The following is a 16,600-nucleotide window of genomic DNA, read 5'->3' as shown; positions in this document are numbered from 1 at the left end:
CGTCGCCGTCCGTCAGCAAGATAGCGCGGGGCGACGTCCGCGTCGAAAGCGACCTTCACGCCGGTCGCCCGCGGCCGGTCCGGGCCCCGCGGGGCCCCGGACCGCCCTTCGGCCGCATCCGACGCGCCGCCGGGTTGCCATTCCCCCGCGTCATGCTTCATTGCGCGCGCGGGCGGGGCTTGCAGGCGCCGCATCGGGCCCCATCTGCATCCCGATGCGACGCCGCTTCGTCCCCCTCGCCGCCGCGCTGGCCCTGCTCGCGACGCCCGGACCGGGCGTGGCGGACACCGAGGTCATGCCGCGTCCGGGCGACCGAGACGCGCCCCCCGCCGTGCAGGAGACGCCCTCCCCCGCCGCGGCCCCCGCCTCGTCCGACGCGCCGCCCGAGGCGCAGGCGCCCGCCCCCGGCGACGCCCTCCTCGACGCCGCCGCCGTCGCGATCCCGCCGGCGCGCGCCGAGGACCCGCCCGCGCCCCCCGCCGACGCCCGCTGCACCCCCGACGGGCGCAGCTGCATCCGGCTGGACAGCTATTTCGACGACGTCTGCTCCGCGATCGCGCTGGCGGCGGGGGAGACGGGGCTCGACACCGGCTTCCTCGCCCGCCTGCTGTGGAAGGAGAGCCTGTTCGACGCCGCCGCGGTCAGCCCCGCCGGCGCGCAGGGCATCGCCCAGTTCATGCCCGGCACCGCGAAGCTGCGCGGGCTGGAGGATCCGTTCAACCCGGCGGAGGCGATCTTCGCCTCGGCGACCTACCTCGCCGAGCTGTCGGAGCGCTACGGCAACCCCGGCCTCGCCGCGGTCGCCTACAACGGCGGCGAGAACCGGGCGGAGCGGTTCCTCGCCGACAAGGACGCGCTGCTGCCGGGCGAGACGCTGGCCTATGTCGACGCGATCACCGGCCATTCCGCCCGCGCCTGGCGCGACGCCCCGCCCGAGGCGGTGGACTACCGGCTCGACGGCGACACCGCCTTCCACGACGCCTGCGTCGAGCAGGCCTCGACCCGCAAGGTGCGGGAGTTCGCGGACCCGATCTCGCCCTGGGGCGTGGTGATCGCCACCGCCCGCCAGCGCGGCCAGGCCGAGCGGCTGGCCGGCCACATGCGCCGGGCCCACGCCTCGCTGCTGGCCGACAAGCGCCTGCAGGTGGTGCGCACCACGGTGCCGGGGCGGGGAACGATGCGCTGGTACACGGTGCAGGCCCCCGCCGCGAGCCGGACGCAGGCGATGAACTTCTGCCTGCAGCTCCGCCGCTCGGGCGCGATCTGCCGGATCAACCGCAACTGAGCGCGCGGCGCGCGGCCGCCGCCGCAATCGCCGGGTGACCTGCGCGGATACGCAAGGCAGTATGGGTCCCTGATGGAATCCGCCCGTGCGAGGCGGAGCCGAATCCCGGGAGGAGACCCCATGCAGGATGCGCCCGCAGCCTGGTCCGACGTCGCCGTCGAACGCCGCGGCGAGGTGATGGTGATCACGCTGAACCGCCCCGACAAGCTGAACGCCTACACCGGCGTGATGGGCGAGGAGCTGGCCCGCGCCCTGGCCGAGGCCGCCGCCGACGACGCGGTGCGCGCGGTGGTGGTCACCGGCGCCGGCCGCGCCTTCTGCGCGGGGGCGGACGTCTCGGCCGGCGCCGACGCCTTTGACTCCAGCGGCGAGGGCAAGGCGCAGATGTTCGGCGAGATGGCCGGCACCGGCCGACGCAAGGTGGGCGGCGGCTTCGTCGAGGCGATCTTCGACAGCCCCAAGCCGGTGATCGCCGCGATCAACGGCCCGGCGGTCGGGGTGGGCCTGACCCTGACCCTGCCGATGGACGTGCGGATCGTGGCCGAGGGCGCGAAGCTGGGCTTCATCTTCGCCCGCCGCGGCCTGGTGCCCGAGGCCGGCTCGGCCTGGTTCCTGCCCCGCATCGTGGGTCTGCCGCAGGCCCTGCGCTGGTCGATGTCGGGCCGGGTCTTCGGCCCGGAGGAGGCGCTCGCCGGCGGCCTCGTCTCCGAGGTGGTCGCGCCCGAGGCGCTGCTGGACCGCGCGCTGGAGATCGCGGCCGAGCTCACCGCCGACAGCGCCCCGGTCTCGGTGGCGCTGACGCGCCAGCTGCTGTGGCGCTTCGCGGGCGCGCCCGATCCCTGGGGCGTGCTGGAGATCGACGCGCCGATGTCGCTGGAGCGCGGCCGCCACGGGGACGTGAAGGAGGGCGTCGCCTCGTTCCTCGAGAAGCGCAAGGCCGACTTCCCCGGCAAGGTCTCGACCGACATGCCCAGCCAGTACCCCTGGTGGCCTGCCCGCGGGGACTAGGCGCAGGCGCCGGGCGCCCCCCTTCCGCGGCCGCCCGGCCCGCCTCCCCTCGCCCCAACAGGCGCCTCGCCCACCCCAGGCGCCCCGGCGCAACGCGCGGAGGTCCTCGCAAAGCGCCTGTTCTTCGGAGCCGTCTCTCGCTGATGCCGTAAAGAGCGACTCGTCCGCCGGGGTCCAGGATCGCGAAGCGACCCCGTGCTTGCGCGGGGCTTGTCCTTGACCCCGGCGGGCGAGTCGCTCAGGCATCGTCAGCGAGAGACGGATCCGAAGAACAGGCGCGGGGCCCTGTTCTTTGGTGAGTCAGGAGCCCGCCGGAGGCTCCCGCCCTCCCCGATCCGGGCGCGCCCGAAGCCGCAGGCCCAAGCCCGCCCGCAGGGCGCCTCCTCTCCGCTTCCCTGCGACCGGCCCGACCCGAGCCTCATCCTGCGAAGCGTTCGCCCTTCACCTGGATCCCCGCCGCCTCGCGGTCCCAGGCGCCCGCCGCGCCTTCCGCGCGCAGCTCGGTCTTCATCACCTTGGCGCTGGGGGTCTTGGGCAGGTCCGGCATCACGCGGATGTAGCGGGGGACCATGAAGTAGGCCATGCGCGCGCGGAGGAACGCCAGCAGCGCCTCGGGGTCGATCTCGCGCCCCGCGACCGGCGAGACCACCACCATCACGTCGTCCTCGCCATGCTCGCTGGGCACGGCGACGGCGGCGGCTTCGTTCACGTCGGGGTGGGCCAGCACCTCGACCTCCACCTCGAAGGACGAGATGTTCTCCCCCCGCCTGCGGATCGCGTCCTTCATCCGGTCGACGAAGAAGAAGTTCCCCTCCGCGTCCTGGCGGAAGGCGTCGCCGGTGTGGAACCAGCCGTTGCGCCAGGCCTTCGCGGTCGCCTCGGGGTTCTTGTAGTAGCCGGAGTTCATCGCCCAGGGCCGGTCGGTGCGCACCAGCATCTCGCCCACGGTTCCGCGCGGCACCTCGCAGTCGTTCTCGTCCACCAGGCGCACCTCGACATGGGCGCGGGGCTTGCCGCAGGCGCCCACGGCCGAGGGATTGGCCTCCGAGACGATGGGGGAGCTGATCTCGGTCATGTTGAAGATGGTGCGGATCTCGATCCCGAAGCGTTCGCCGAAGGTCGCCGCCTCCTCTCCCAGCGGCACCACGAGCGCGAGGCGCAGCGGGTTGTCGGCGTCGTCGGGCGCGGGGGGCCGCTTGATGAGGAAGGTCGCCATCACGCCCAGCAGGAAGCACACGGTCGAGCCGGTGCGCCGGACCGAGTCCCAGAAGGTCGCCGTGTCGAAGCGGTCGACCATGGCGAGCGAGCCGCCGCGGGCCAGCATCACGTACATCGGCCCCATGCCGCCGATATGGAACATCGGCGCGTTGATCAGGTAGCGGTCGTCCTCGCCCACGAAGGGCCAGGTCTCGGGCCCGGCGTTGGAGAAGATGTGCAGGTAGCTCGCGAGCACCCCCTTGGAGGGGCCGGTGGTGCCCGAGGTGTAGATGATCGCCATCGGGTCCCAGGGCTGGATCGGGCGCCCGGGCGCCGCCAGCTCGCCCTCCTGCGGGAGCAGGGCGTCCTCGTAGCGCAAGGAGGGCAGGACCGTCTCGGCGTCCGGGCCCAGGATCACCAGCCGCTCCAGCTTCGCGGTCGCGACCTCCGACAGGCGGGGGGCGAGGTCGCCGTGCACGACGGCGAGGCGGGCGTCGGAGACCTCGACCACGTGCTCCAGCAGCTTGCCGCGATAGGCGGTGTTGATGGGCACGTAGACGGCGCCGAGGTAGTTGATCGCGAAGTAGATCCTGAGCTGCTCGCGCCCGTTGGGGGCGAAGACCAGCACGTGGTCGCCCTGCGCGACGCCCAGCGACTGGAGGCCCAGCGCGGTCTGCACCACGCGGTCGCGGAAGGCGCGGTAGCTCCAGCTCTCGCCGTCGTCGTCGAAGACCACGAAGGTCTTGTCCCCGCGCTCGCGCGCCCAGCGGTCGATCAGGTCGCGGGTCACCACCCGGTCGATGGGCGGGATGCGCGGGTCGGCGGGCTGGGCCGCCTTCGGCGCGGGCTGCACGGCGATGCGGGCGGGCGCGGGGGTCGCGTCGTCCATGAAGATCCTCCCAGGGTCTCGCCCGTCTGCCGCGCGTCTTCGGAGGCGCGCGCGCGGGCCGTTGCCGACGAGTGAACCTGTCGGACGGCTGGAAAGCAACGCCCGGATGGAGGGCGCGCGCGAGCCGACGCCCGGACCGCGGGCGCTTCGGCGACGCCCGGTCGGCGGGCGCTTGCTGGCGCCCGGTCGACGGGCGGTCCCCTCAGACCGCCGCGCGCGCCCCCAGACGGCGGCCGAGCGCCTCGGCCAGCCGGTCCACGTCCTGCGCGTCCGCGTAGGGCGGGGCCGAGACGCGCAGGATCGCGCGGCCCAGGAAGGGCTGGAGGTAGACGACGATCCCCTCGGCCAGCAGCCCCTCGCGCAGGACGGCGACCTCGGCGGGGTCTGGCGAGACCAGCGCCGGGGGCATCAGGAAGGAGAGCATCCGCATTCCCGGCTCGAGCGGCGAGACCGGGACGGCCCCCAGCGCGCCCAGCGCCTCGCGCGCGGCGCCGAGCAGCATCGCGGCATGCAGGGCGGCGCCCTCCTGCCCCATCCGCTCGGCGAACTCGGCGCCCGCGGGGGCCGAGAGCCAGGCGGAGTAGTCGCGCGTGCCCAGGTAGTCGAAGGCGTCGGGGAAGCCGCTTTCGAGGAAATGGCTGACCGTGGGCGGCGAGAGGCGGGCCGCGGCCTCCTCCGAGGCGTAGAAGACCGCCGTCCCCCGCGGAGCGTAGAGCCACTTGTGGGCGTTGGAGACGTACCAGTCGGCGCCCATCGCGGCGGGGCGCGCCGGCAGGTGGCCCAGCGCATGGGCCCCGTCGACCAGCGTCGCGATCCCGCGGGCGCGCAGCTCGGGGACCAGCGCCTCGACCGGCCAGCGCAGCGCGCTGGCCGAGGAGATGTGGTCCAGCACCGCCAGCCGGGTGCGGGGCGTGACGGCGGCCATCAGGCGCTCGGCGGCCTCCTCCGGCGTCGTGGGCATCGGCACGTCGGCCACCACCGGCACGGCCCCGGTGCGCCGGGCGAGCGCCGCCACGGCGAGGCGGACGGCGGGGTACTGGTGGGAGGAGATCAGCACCTCGTCCCCCGGCTTCAGCTCCGCCGAGGCCAGCGCGGCGGTGACCCCGGCCGAGGCGTTCTCGACCAGCGCCAGCCGCTCCGCCGGCGTCTCCAGCAGCCCAGCGAAGACGCGGGCGACCTGCCGAAGGGGAGCGCCGGGTCCGCGGCGCTGCATCTCGGCGAAGAACAGGTCGGGCTCAGCCTCCATCCGCCGGCGATGCGCCTTCTGCCGGACCGCCACCGTCCAGGGCACGGCGCCGTAGGAACCGTGGTTGAGGAAGGCCGTCCCCTCCCGCAGCGCCCACAGCGGCCGCAGCGCGCGGCCGTAGACCCTGGGGCGAGGCGGAAGGGCCGCCGCATCGTCCGGCGTCCCGTGGGCAAGGGTCATGGCCGCCCTCAGCCCTCGACCGGCTCGGCCGCCGCGCCGAAGGGCACGTTGCGTTTGCCGTAGCGGCGCACGCGGACGTTGCACTGCTCGGCATGGGCGACGAAGCCCTCGAGCATGCACAGCCGCGAGCCGTATTCGCCGATCATCGCCGCCGCCTCGTCGGTCAGCACCTTCTGGTAGGAGTGGGTCTTGAGGAACTTGCCGACCCACAGCCCGCCCGTGTAGCGGCCGGCCTTCTTGGTGGGCAGCGTGTGGTTGGTGCCGATGACCTTGTCGCCGTTCGCCACGTTGGTGCGCGCGCCCAGGAACAGGGCGCCGTAGCTCCTCATGTTCTCCAGGAACCAGTCGTCGCGGTCGGTCATCACCTGCACATGCTCGGAGGCGACCTCCTCGGCGGCGGCCAGCATCTCCTCGTAGGTGTCGCACAGGATCACCTCGCCGTAGTCGCGCCAGGAGGCGGCGGCGGTCTCGGCCGTGGGCAGGATCTTCAGCAGGCGCTCGATCTCGGCCATCGTCCCCTCGGCCAGCGCGCGGGAGTTGGTGATCAGCACGCAGGGCGAGTTGTAGCCGTGCTCGGCCTGCCCCAGCAGGTCGGTGGCGCACAGTTCGGCGTCGGCGCCGTGCTCGTCGGCGATCACCAGCGTCTCGGTGGGGCCGGCGAAGAGGTCGATGCCCACCCGCCCGAACAGCTGCCGCTTGGCCTCGGCCACGAAGGCGTTGCCGGGGCCGACGAGCATGTGCACCGGCTCGATCGTCTCGGTGCCCAGCGCCATGGCGCCGACGGCCTGGATGCCGCCCAGCACGTAGATCTCATGCGCGCCGCCCAGGTGCATGGCGGCGATCACCGCGGGGTTCGGCTCGCCCTTGAACGGCGGCGTGCAGGCGATGATGCGGGGCACGCCCGCGACCGAGGCGGTGGCGACCGACATGTGCGCCGAGGCGACCATCGGGAACTTGCCGCCGGGCACGTAGCAGCCCACCGACTGCACGGGGATGTTCTTGTGGCCCAGGATCACGCCGGGGATCGGCTCGACCTCGACGTCGGTCATCGAGGCGCGCTGGGCCTGCGCGAAGCCGCGGACCTGGGCCTGGGCGAACTTCAGATCCTCCATGTCGCGGGGGGAGACGCGCGACATCAGCCCCTCGATGTCGGAGGGCGAGAGGCGGAAGGCGGGCGGGGAGTAGTTGTCGAACTTCTCCGACAGCTCGCGCACGGCGGCGTCGCCGCGCGTCTCGATCTCGGCCAGCGTCGCCTCGACCGCGGCGCGGACCTTCGCGTCGTCGTCCTGGCGCTCGGCGGCGGAACGGGCGGTCTTGAGGTGGGTGATCACGGGGCGGTCTCCTCGGGCAGGCCTGGCGGGCGGCCGTCTGCGCGGCCGACCCTGCAAGGGATAGAGCGGTTGCGCGCGCCGGTCGATGATCCTGCGCCCCGATCCTGCGCGTTGATCCTCTCTCCGGGCGCGGTCTATGCAGGAGGCCGAACGCCCGGCCGCCAAGAGCATGGGCGAGCCGGGAGGATTTCATGACCGACGCCGCCGCCCCGATCCACGGCCATTGCGCCCCCGGCTTCGAGCCGGTGCGCGACGCCTTCGCCCGCAACTTCGCCGAGCGGGGCGAGGTCGGCGCCTCGGTCTGCGTCACGGTGAAGGGCGAGACGGTCGTGGACCTGTGGGGCGGCCTCGCCGATCCCGCCGCGGGCCGGGCGTGGGAGCGGGACACGGTCTGCGTGGTCTTCTCCTGCACCAAGGCCGCCACCGCGCTGGCCGCCCACCGGCTGGTCGAAAGGGGCCTGCTGGACCTCGACGCCCCCGCCGCCGACCTGTGGCCGGAGTTCGCGGCCGCCGGCAAGGGCGGGGCGACGCTGCGGATGATGCTCGACCACACCGTCGGCCTGCCCGCGCTGCGCGAGAAGGTGAAGCCCGACTGCCTGCTGGACCCCGACTACATGGTCGAGCGCCTCGCCGCCGAGACGCCCTTCTGGGAACCCGGCGAGCGCACCGGCTACCACGCCCTGACCTACGGTTTCCTGATCGGCGAGATGATCCGGCGCGCGACCGGCAAGTCCCTCGGCCAGGTCTTCGCCGAGGAGGTGGCCGGCCCCCTCGGCCTCGACTTCCACATCGGCCTGCCCGCGTCGGAGGAGCCGCGGGTGGCGCCGATGATCCTGTTCCGCCCGCCCAGGGACGCGCCCGAGACCGCCTTCTCGCGCGAAGCGAAGACGCCGGGCACGATCCCCAACCTGTTCCTGTTCAACCACGGGACCTGGGCGAGCGGCGGGGTGAACACGCCCGAGGGCCGCGCCGCCGAGATCGGCGCCGCCAGCGGCGTCGCCAACGCCCGCGCGCTGGCGGGCATGTTCGCCCCCCTGGCCTCGTCGGCCGGCCCCCGCCTGCTGGCGCCCGAGACCGCGGCCGCCTTCGCCCAGGCCAGCTCCGCCGGCCACCTCGACGCGACGCTGAAGATCCCGACCCGCTTCGGCCCCGGCTTCATGCTTGCGATGGACAACCGGGCGCGCGGCCTCGACAGCCTGGTGATCGGCCCGCGCGCCTTCGGCCATGTCGGCGCGGGCGGCAGCCTCGGCTTCGCCGACCCGGATCTCGAGATGTCCTTCGGCTACGCGATGACGAAGATGGGCCCCGGCCTGCTCCTGAACCCGCGCGGCCAGTCCCTCGTCGACGCCGCCCGCGCCTGCGCCCGCGCCGCCTGATGCCGCCCGCCCGGCGATCCCGCCCGCCGCCCGCCCCACGCGCCCCGGCGCGATGCGCGGAGGTCCTCGCAAAGCGCCTGTTCTTCGGAGCCGTCTCTCGCTGATGCCGTAAAGAGCGACTCGTTCGCCGGGGTCCAGGATCGCGAAGCGACCCCGCGCTTGCGCGGGGCTTGTCCTTGACCCCGGCGGGCGAGTCGCTCAGGCATCTTCAGCGAGAGACGGATCCGAAGGACAGGCGCGGCCCCCTGTTCTTTGGTGAGTCAGGAGCCCGCCGGAGGCTCCCGCCCTTCGCAAACAAAGGCGCGCCCCCAGCCGCAGGCCCAAGCCCGCCCGCAGGGCGCCCCCTCTCCCCCTCGCCCGGAACGCCTGCCCCGTCTCAGCGCCCCTGGAACTTCGGCGCCCGCTTCTCCTTGAACGCCGCGCGCCCCTCCGCGTAGTCGGCGCTGTCGAAGCAGGTCTGCACCGCCGCGTCGATCGCCTGGATGTCGGCGGGGTCGTCGCTCGCCGTGGCGCCGCGGATCGCCATCTTGGCGGCCTTCATCGTCAGCGGCGCGTTGCCCGCGATGGCGGCGAGGTAGCGCGCGGCCGCCTCGTCGAAGTCCTCCATCGGCAGGACGCGGTTGATCAGGCCGATGCGCAGGGCCTCCTCGGCGTCGTACTGTCGGGCGGTGAAGAAGATCTCGGCCGCGTGGGAGGGGCCGACCAGGTCCACCAGCGTCTTCACCCCCGGATAGCGGTAGCCCAGCCCCAGCTTCGCGGCGGGGATGGCGAAGCGGCTGTTGGCGTCGGCGATGCGCAGGTCGCAGCCCAGCGCGGTGCCCAGCCCTCCGCCCACGCACCAGGTGCGGATCACGGCGACGGTGGGCAGCGGGCAGCCCGAGATCGCCTCGCCCGCCGCGCGGCCGGCCTGGTCGTAGGCGGCGACCTGCTCGGGCGTCGAGCGCAGGCGGGCGAACTCGGTGATGTCGGCGCCCGAGACGAAGCTCGCCTCGCCCTCGCCCCGGATCGCCACCACGCGCACGGACGGGTCGGCGGTCAGCTGCGCCATCGCGCCGGGGATCTGGCGCCACATGTTGAGGGTCAGCGCGTTGCGGCGGCGGGGGTTGGAGACGATCATCCAGCCCACGCCGTCCTCGACGCGGACGATGATCTGCGGCGTGTAGCCGTCGGCCTCGGGGATCGGCTCGGGCATGGGGACGGCGGTCATGTGATCTTGCGCTCCTTGAGGTCGGCGATCTCTTGGGGGGCGAGGCCCAGCTCTTCCAGCAGGGCCTCGGAATGCTCGCCGGCCTCTGGCGCGGGGGCGCGCAGCACCGGCTCTGCGCCCGACATCTTCACGGGCTGGTTCAGGACCTTCAGGGGGCCGCGGGTCGGGTGCTCGACCTCGCCCACCAGCCCCATGGCCTGGACCTGGGGGTCGGCGAAGACCTGGTCGACGGCGTTGATCGGCCCGCAGGGGATGCCGGCGGCGAGCAGGGCGTCGGTCCACTCGGCGATGGTCCGCGTGGCGGTGATCCCGCCGATGAGGGCGTTGAGCGCGGGGCGGTTGCGCAGCCGGTCCTTGGGCGTCGCGTAGTCGGGATGGTCGACGAGGTCCGGCCGGCCGATCACGTCGCAGAAGTCGCGCCACATGCGCGCGCCGGTGACGGCGATGTTCAGGGCGCCGTCGGCGGCGGGGTAGACGCCCATCGGCGTGGCGGTGGGGTGGTCGTTGCCGGCCTGGCCGGGGACCACGCCGTCGATCAGCCAGCGCGCGGCCTGGAAATCCAGCATCGCCACCTGCGCCTGCAGCAAAGAGGTCTGCACCCAGCGTCCCTCGCCCGTCACCTCGCGCTCGAGCAGCGCGGCCATCATGCCCATGGCGCAGAACATGCCGGCGGTCAGGTCCGCGACGGGGATGCCGGCGCGCACCGGCCCCTGGCCGGGCAGGCCGGTGACCGACATCAGCCCGCCCATCCCCTGCGCCACCTGGTCGAAGCCGGGGCGCGAGGCGTAGGGCCCGGTCTGCCCGAAGCCGGAGATCGAGCCCATCACCAGCCGGGGGTTGCGGGCATGCAGCGTCTCCCACCCCAGACCGAGCCGGTCCATCACGCCGGGGCGGAAATTCTCGACCAGCGCGTCGGCCCCGTCGACGAGGCGCAGCAGCAGCTCCCGCCCCTCCGGCGCCTTCAGGTCCAGCGTCAGGGACCGTTTGTTGCGGTGCAGGTTCTGGAAATCGGAGCCGGAGCGGTCGGCGTAGCCGGAGGCGTCCTCGGGCGGCTCGATGCGGATCACGTCGGCGCCCCAGTCCGCGAACTGCTTCACGCAGGTGGGGCCGGAGCGGATGCGGGTGAGGTCCAGGATGCGGAAGCGCGCGAGCGGGCCGGAGGCGACGGGAGCTCTCACGGCAGGTCTTTCGGGGCGGTCACGGGCGGGTCTCCTGCGGCGCGGGGAGCCGCAGCCTATCCAGCGCGGGCGCCGCGCGTCGAGGGCGAATGCGGCGGCCGCGGTGCGCGGCCCCGGCCGGCGGCCGGCCGAAGCCTCCGCGCCCCCGGGCGCCGTCCTGCCCGGTCGGAGACCCGCGCGGCGCGCGCGGCGCCTGCCGAGCGCCGCGGGCGAGACGCGGGGACCGGGCGCCGCGGCCGACGCGGCGCCCGGGTCGGGCCCGGCGCCCGCGGCGCAGGGCGGGCGTCGCGCCCGGGCCCGGCGCGCCCGGACGCGGGCCGCGCGCCTCAGCCCTTCGCGGCGGGGACCACGCCGCTGTCGAGCAGCGCCGCGATCTCGTCGTCGGAATAGCCGGCCTCGGCCAGGATCTCGGCGGTGTGCTCGCCGAAGGCGGGCGGCTTGCGGCGGAAGTTCGCCGGGGTGCGGTCGAGCTTCGCCGGCGCGCCGAGGCCCTGGTAGCCGTCGATCTCGACCCGCATGCCGCGGTGACGGGCATGGGGCTGCTCCAGCGCCTCGGCGACGTCGAGCACGGGGCCCGCGGGCACGCCGCCCTCGATCAGCTTCTGGGCGAGCGGACCGCCGTCCTGGTCGGCCATCGCGGCCTCCAGCACCACGCGCAGATCCTCGCGGTTGGTCACCCGGTCGCCGTTGGTGGCGAAGCGGGGATCCTCGGCGATCTCGGGCGCGCCGATCAGGGCGCAGAGGCGCTGGAACTGGCGGTCGTTGCCCACCGCCAGGTAGACCGGGCGGGTGGCGGTGGCGTAGGCCGAGTAGGGGCTGATGTTGGGATGGTCGTTGCCGGTCAGGCGCGGGGTCTTGCCGTTAAGCACGTAGTTCGCCGCATGCGGATGCAGCAGCGACAGCGCGGCGTCGAAGAGGGAGCTCTCCACGAACTGGCCCTTGCCCGTCTCCTCGCGGTTGCGCAGCGCCAGCATCACGGCGAGCGTGGCGTTCAGCCCCGCCACCATGTCCACCACCGGCAGGCCGACGCGGGTCGGGCCGCTCTCGGGCGTGCCGTTGACCGACATGATGCCGCCCATCGCCTGCAGGATCGCGTCGTAGCCGGGCAGGCCGCCCAGCGGGCCGTCGGCGCCGAAGCCCGAGACGCGGCAGTGGATCAGCTTCGGAAAGCGCGGGGCGAGCACCTCGTCGTAGCCCAGGCCCCACTTCTCGAGCGTGCCGGTCTTGAAGTTCTCCAGCAGCACGTCGGCGCCGTCGAGCAGGCGGAACAGGACCTCGCGCCCCTCGGGCTTCGTCAGGTCCAGCGCCATCGCGCGCTTGTTGCGGTTGAGGCCGAGGAAGTAGGAGGCCGTCCCCTCCAGGAACGGGGGGCCCCAGGCGCGGGTCTCGTCGCCCGCGGGCGGCTCGACCTTGATCACGTCGGCGCCGTGGTCGCCCAGGATCTGGCCGCAGAACGGGCCGCCCAGCACGCGCGAGAGGTCCACGACCTTCAGGCCCGCGAGGGCCCCGGTCGGGGCGAGGGCGGGGCTGGCTTCAGGGGCGTCTTTCATTCGCGTCACTCCGCGGCGAGGGCGTCGGCGCCCGGCCCGTCGGCCAGGGCGCGCTCGAGGATCGAGGCGGCATCGGCCTCCTCGTCGGCGGTCCCGCGCAACGGATCGCGCGCGGCCAGCTTGTGGGCGATCACCGCGTCCGACAGGCGCGCGCGGTCGCCGGCATAGGCGTTGGAGCGCTCGCGCAGGCGGGCGTCCTCCCAGCACATCACCACGGCCGAGGTCGCGTTGTAGACGGCCGAGGCCGCCTGGCGGGCGTCCGCCTCCCGCGCCCGGTCGTGGGCCACGCCGTCGAGGAACTCGGCGGCGCGCAGATAGGCCTCCCGCGCCCGGCCCGCCGCGGCGGGATCGCCGTCGGACTGGGCGGAGAGCTCGTCCATATACGCGCTCAGGTGGGTCAGCGCATCCTCGCGCTTCACCGCGCGGGAGACGTCGAGCGCCACGATGTTCGAGGTCCCCTCCCAGATCGAGCCGAGGTGGCTGTCGCGCAGCACGCGGGCGTCGGACCATTCCTCGATGTAGCCGCAGCCGCCGCGCACCTCCATCGCGTCGCCCGCCACCTTGCGCGCATCGCGGCAGGTGCGGAACTTCAGGAGCGGCGTCATGATCCGCAGGACCTTCGCCATGCGCGCGTCGCCCGTGTCGGAGGCCTCCAGCGCGCGGGCGGTCTGGAACACCATCGAGCGGCCCTGCTCGGCCGTGACCAGCATCTTCAGGATCTGCCGGCGCATCAGGGGCAGGTCGATCAGGCGTTTTCCAAACGCGGTGCGGTTGCGCGCGATGAAGAGCGCTTCATTCACCGACCGCCGCATCATCCCCGCGGAGCGAACCCCGTTCGCCAGCCGCGAGTTGTTGATCATGTCGGTCATCTGCTTGAAGCCCTGGCCGGGGTCGCCGACCATGTAGGCCGTCGCGCCCTCCAGCGAGATCTCGCCCGAGGCCATGGACTTGGTGCCCAGCTTCTCCTTCAGCCGCAGGATCCGGTAGGCGTTCTTCTTGCCGTCCGGCAGGTGGCGGGGCAGCAGGAACAGCGACAGCGCCTTCGTGCCTTCGCCCGCGCCCTCGGGCCGGGCCAGCACCATCGCCAGCGCCGCGTCGGGGTTCGAGCAGAACCACTTGTCGCCGTAGAGCTTCCAGGCCTCGCCCTCCCGCCGGGCGACGGTGTCGATGGCGCCGACGTCGGAGCCCGCCACCTGCTCGGTCATGAACATCGCGCCCTGGAAGAGCTGGTCCATGTCCTGGGAGGTGAGCTGGTCGAAGTAGCGGTCGACCAGCTCCCGGTCGCCGAACTTCACCAGGGTGCGGGTCAGGCTGTCGGTCATCGACAGCGGGCAGCACAGGCCGAACTCCGCCTGCACGAAGAGGTAGACGAGCGCGTATTTCACCAGCGGCGGCAGCTTGTCCCCGGCGCCGAAGACGCCCGCGCGGTGGGACATGGCGGCGAGGCCGAACTCGGAGAACGCCACCCGCTCCAGCTCCCGGTAGGCGGGGTGCTTCTCGATCCGCTCGTCGTCGGCGCCGTTGCGGGCGCGGATGTGCAGGACCGGCGGGTTCTTGTCCGCGCTCAGCGCCAGTTCCTCCAGCGCGCCGCCGGCGAGGGCGCCCATGCGGTCGACCTGGGGCATGATGCGGGCGTGGACGGCGGGGTCGAGATAGACCTCCAGCAGCGCCGACATCGCGGGATCGGCGCGCAGGACGTTCAGCCCCGCGCTGTCGGGAATGTTGCGGTGGATGCTCGCCATGGCGTCGTCTCTCCCGGTCTCTCTCGCCCGATCCAGGGTCGGGCGGGGCCGGGGCGGAGACTGCCCTGTGGGCGATTGCCGATCCAATACCGATTTTCTATTGAACGATATCGCATTTGATATGGACCGCCGCCATGGCCATCACCTTCCGTCAGCTCCAGCACTTCCTCGCCCTGTCGGAGGAGCTGCACTTCGGCCGCGCGGCGGCGAAGCTGAACATCTCGCAGCCGCCGCTCTCGGCCTCGCTGCGCCAGCTCGAGGAGCAGCTGGGCTGCGCGCTGATGGAGCGCAGCTCCAAGCAGGTGCGCCTGACCGAGGCGGGGGCGGTCTTCGCCGCGCAGGCGGCGCGGATCCTGGGCCAGCTCGACCATGCGCAGGCGCTGACGAGCCGGGCGGCGCGCGGGGCGGGGGGGCGGCTGACCGTCTCCTTCGTGCCCTCGATGCTGTTCCGCCGCCTGCCCGAGACGCTGAAGGGCTTCGAGGAGGGGTTTCCCGACGTCGAGTTGGCGCTGCACGAGGTCAACACCTCCGGCCAGGTCGAGGGGCTGCTGCAGGCGCGCTTCGACGTGGGCTTCCTGCACGAGGCGCCCCTGCCCGAGGAGCTCGCCAGCCACCTGATCGAGACCGAGCGGCTGGTCTGCGCCCTGCCCCGCGGCCACCGGCTGGCGGGGCGCAGCCGGATCTCGCTGGACCAGCTGGCGGGGGAGCGGGCGCTGCTGTTCTCGCGCGAATACGCGGCGGCGAACCACGACCGCATCGCGGGGCTGCTGTCGGAGGCGGGGGTGGCGGCGCATGCGCCCTGGCAGATCCGCACCTGGTTCACGATCGTGGCCCTGGTGGCGCAGGGGATGGGCGTGGCGCTGGTGCCCGCCGCGCTGAGCCGCAAGGGCTTCGGCGATGTGGCCTATGTCGAGGTCGACGGGGCGGGCGCGGAACAGGGCATCCTGATGTGCTGGCGGCGCGAGGGGCTGAGCGCCGCGGCGCGCGAGTTCGTCGGCCACGTGCGCGGCAACGGCCTCGGCCGACCGCTGGACGCGGGCTGAGCCGGGCCCGAGGCTCCGCCCTGCCGGCGCAAGACGGCGCCCGAGGGCGCGACGCCCGCCCCGCGCCGCGGGCGCAACCGGGGCGCAGGCGCCGCGTCGGCCGCGGCGCCCGGGTCCGGCCGCCCGCCCGCGGCGCGGGGCCGGCGGTGCGCCTGCCCCCCGGGGTCCGGGAGGCCTGCGTCGCGCGGAGGCCCGGCGGCTAGAGCGCCTCGACCGCGTTGCGGCTGCGGCCCATCGCCTGGCCGACCAGGCGGCGGTGCTGCTGGTCGGTCCCGAACAGGGTTCCGGCCGCGAGGATGCGCTTCACGTGGTGGCCGACCTCGAGCTCGTCGGTCGTGCCCATGCCGCCGTGGACCTGGACGGCCGAGGCGCCCAGCTCCCGCCCCAGCCGGCCGACCTGGGCCTTGAGGATCGACAGGTGCCGCGGGCGCGCCTCGCCCGCGTCCAGCATCGCCGCGGTGACCAGCAGGCTCGCCCGGCAGCGCTGGTGGGCCATGTACATGTCCGCGATGCGGTGGCGCAGCGCCTGGAAGCTGCCGATGGCCACGCCGAACTGCTTGCGGCCGTTGGCATAGTCCGCCGTCGCCGCCAGCAGCGCCGCCATCGCGCCCACCGCCTCGGCGCAGAGCGCCAGCATCCCGCGGTCGAGCGCGTGGCGCAGCAGCGCGAAGCCCGCCTCGCCCTCGGCCAGCAGCGCCTCCGGCCCCAGCTCGACGTCCGCGAGCGCCAGGTGCGCCCCGGTGCGGCCGTCGATGGTGCGATAGGCGCGCGACGACAGGCCCGGCGCGTCGGCGGGGACCAGGAACAGGGCGAGCCCGTCCTCGTCCCCCGGCGCGCCGGAGACGCGGGCGCTGACCACCAGCCAGCCCGCGATGTCGGCGCCCAGCGCCAGACGCTTCTCGCCCGCCAGGCGCCAACCGGCGCCCGAGCGGGTCGCGGCCAGCGCCACGCGCGCGGGGTCGGGCGTGCCGTGCCCTTCCTCATGCGCCAGCGCCAGGTGCTCGGTCCCCGCCGCGACCTCCTCCAGCAGGGCGTCGCGGGCGGGGGTGGAGGGAGCGCCGGCCAGCGCCAGCCCGCCCAGCACCACGGTCGAGACGTAGGGCTCCACCGCCATGCGCCGGCCCATCACCTCGCAGACCGCGGCGAGATCGGCGGCCGAGCCGTCCATGCCGCCGCGCGCCTCGGGGAAGGGCAGGCCCAGCAGGCCCATCTCGGCGAAGGCGGACCAGACCGCCTTCGAATGCGGCGCGCCCGCGGCCAGCAGCTTCTGGCGGGCGGCGAAATCCATCTCGCGCGCGAGGCAGCGCTCGACGCTCGTGCGGAAGAACTCCTGGTCCTCGGTGAAGGCGTATCCCATGGCGTCCGTCC

General features: G+C 73.9%; 12 protein-coding genes. 4 read left to right on the top strand and 8 right to left on the bottom strand.

Translation table 11 applies throughout. From position 1 onward, the window contains the following. Nucleotides 1-214: 214 nt before the first annotated feature. Both P2H44_RS14505 and P2H44_RS14500 read left to right on the top strand, forming a co-directional pair. On the top strand, nt 215-1,285 hold the full coding sequence (locus P2H44_RS14505) for a lytic transglycosylase domain-containing protein (RefSeq protein WP_275764497.1): 1,071 nt from the start codon (nt 215-217) through the stop codon (nt 1,283-1,285). A gap of 120 nt (nt 1,286-1,405) precedes the next feature. Beyond that, nucleotides 1,406-2,293 carry an enoyl-CoA hydratase-related protein gene (locus P2H44_RS14500; protein WP_275764495.1) on the top strand — a complete coding sequence of 296 codons (888 nt, stop codon included), beginning with the start codon at nt 1,406-1,408 and terminating at the stop codon, nt 2,291-2,293. A 418-nt stretch (nt 2,294-2,711) separates the two neighbouring features. Here the strand turns inward: P2H44_RS14500 and P2H44_RS14495 are convergent, their stop codons facing one another. The 3 genes from P2H44_RS14495 to hisD form a co-directional block, all read right to left on the bottom strand. After that, a complete protein-coding gene (locus tag P2H44_RS14495) occupies nt 2,712-4,379 on the bottom strand; it encodes an AMP-binding protein (protein WP_275764493.1) in 1,668 nt (555 codons plus the stop codon). 202 nt (nt 4,380-4,581) lie between these two features. Beyond that, nucleotides 4,582-5,805 carry an aminotransferase class V-fold PLP-dependent enzyme gene (locus P2H44_RS14490; RefSeq protein WP_275764492.1) on the bottom strand — a complete coding sequence of 408 codons (1,224 nt, stop codon included), beginning with the start codon at nt 5,803-5,805 and terminating at the stop codon, nt 4,582-4,584. 8 nt (nt 5,806-5,813) lie between these two features. Next, nucleotides 5,814-7,136, bottom strand: a complete 1,323-nt coding sequence (gene hisD / locus P2H44_RS14485) for a histidinol dehydrogenase (RefSeq protein ID WP_275764491.1) — start codon at nt 7,134-7,136, stop codon at nt 5,814-5,816. Nucleotides 7,137-7,327: 191 nt separating this feature from the next. Between hisD and P2H44_RS14480 the strand changes: the two genes are divergently transcribed. Then, complete coding sequence (locus P2H44_RS14480) at nt 7,328-8,512, top strand: serine hydrolase domain-containing protein (RefSeq protein ID WP_275764490.1); 1,185 nt, start codon at nt 7,328-7,330, stop codon at nt 8,510-8,512. Between the two features lie 376 nt (nt 8,513-8,888). On the opposite strand, the gene P2H44_RS14475 is transcribed toward P2H44_RS14480, so the two are convergent. From P2H44_RS14475 to P2H44_RS14460, 4 genes are all read right to left on the bottom strand, one after another. Beyond that, on the bottom strand, nt 8,889-9,719 hold the full coding sequence (locus P2H44_RS14475) for an enoyl-CoA hydratase (protein ID WP_275764488.1): 831 nt from the start codon (nt 9,717-9,719) through the stop codon (nt 8,889-8,891). Next, on the bottom strand, nt 9,716-10,897 hold the full coding sequence (locus tag P2H44_RS14470) for a CaiB/BaiF CoA transferase family protein (protein ID WP_275764486.1): 1,182 nt from the start codon (nt 10,895-10,897) through the stop codon (nt 9,716-9,718). Before P2H44_RS14470 ends, P2H44_RS14475 begins: the two co-directional genes overlap by 4 nt. Nucleotides 10,898-11,223: 326 nt before the next feature. Continuing rightward, nucleotides 11,224-12,447, bottom strand: a complete 1,224-nt coding sequence (locus tag P2H44_RS14465) for a CaiB/BaiF CoA transferase family protein (protein ID WP_275764484.1) — start codon at nt 12,445-12,447, stop codon at nt 11,224-11,226. Between the two features lie 5 nt (nt 12,448-12,452). Beyond that, a complete protein-coding gene (locus tag P2H44_RS14460; protein WP_275764482.1) occupies nt 12,453-14,189 on the bottom strand; it encodes an acyl-CoA dehydrogenase family protein in 1,737 nt (578 codons plus the stop codon). 134 nt (nt 14,190-14,323) lie between these two features. On the opposite strand from P2H44_RS14460, the gene P2H44_RS14455 reads away from it, so the two are divergent. Further along, nucleotides 14,324-15,232, top strand: a complete 909-nt coding sequence (locus P2H44_RS14455; RefSeq protein ID WP_275764480.1) for a LysR family transcriptional regulator — start codon at nt 14,324-14,326, stop codon at nt 15,230-15,232. 199 nt (nt 15,233-15,431) lie between these two features. Here the strand turns inward: P2H44_RS14455 and P2H44_RS14450 are convergent, their stop codons facing one another. After that, complete coding sequence (locus tag P2H44_RS14450) at nt 15,432-16,589, bottom strand: acyl-CoA dehydrogenase family protein (protein ID WP_275764479.1); 1,158 nt, start codon at nt 16,587-16,589, stop codon at nt 15,432-15,434. Nucleotides 16,590-16,600: the final 11 nt, after the last annotated feature.

It is taken from the genome of Albimonas marina (assembly GCF_029223255.1).
In the GTDB taxonomy this organism is placed as follows: domain Bacteria; phylum Pseudomonadota; class Alphaproteobacteria; order Rhodobacterales; family Rhodobacteraceae; genus Albimonas.
The sequence above is the reverse complement of the archived record's forward strand: the minus strand, read 5'-3'. Positions and strand labels throughout refer to the sequence as shown.

Excerpts from the sequence above, each read along its gene's own strand:
- P2H44_RS14505 (WP_275764497.1), top strand. The coding sequence starts at position 215 with ATGCGACGCCGCTTCGTCCCCCTCGCCGCCGCGCTGGCCCTGCTCGCG.
- P2H44_RS14480 (WP_275764490.1), top strand. The coding sequence starts at position 7,328 with ATGACCGACGCCGCCGCCCCGATCCACGGCCATTGCGCCCCCGGCTTC.
- P2H44_RS14495 (WP_275764493.1), bottom strand. The coding sequence starts at position 4,379 with ATGGACGACGCGACCCCCGCGCCCGCCCGCATCGCCGTGCAGCCCGCG.
- P2H44_RS14460 (WP_275764482.1), bottom strand. The coding sequence starts at position 14,189 with ATGGCGAGCATCCACCGCAACATTCCCGACAGCGCGGGGCTGAACGTC.
- P2H44_RS14450 (WP_275764479.1), bottom strand. The coding sequence starts at position 16,589 with ATGGGATACGCCTTCACCGAGGACCAGGAGTTCTTCCGCACGAGCGTC.
- P2H44_RS14455 (WP_275764480.1), top strand. The coding sequence starts at position 14,324 with ATGGCCATCACCTTCCGTCAGCTCCAGCACTTCCTCGCCCTGTCGGAG.
- P2H44_RS14465 (WP_275764484.1), bottom strand. The coding sequence starts at position 12,447 with ATGAAAGACGCCCCTGAAGCCAGCCCCGCCCTCGCCCCGACCGGGGCC.
- P2H44_RS14490 (WP_275764492.1), bottom strand. The coding sequence starts at position 5,805 with ATGACCCTTGCCCACGGGACGCCGGACGATGCGGCGGCCCTTCCGCCT.
- P2H44_RS14475 (WP_275764488.1), bottom strand. The coding sequence starts at position 9,719 with ATGACCGCCGTCCCCATGCCCGAGCCGATCCCCGAGGCCGACGGCTAC.
- P2H44_RS14500 (WP_275764495.1), top strand. The coding sequence starts at position 1,406 with ATGCAGGATGCGCCCGCAGCCTGGTCCGACGTCGCCGTCGAACGCCGC.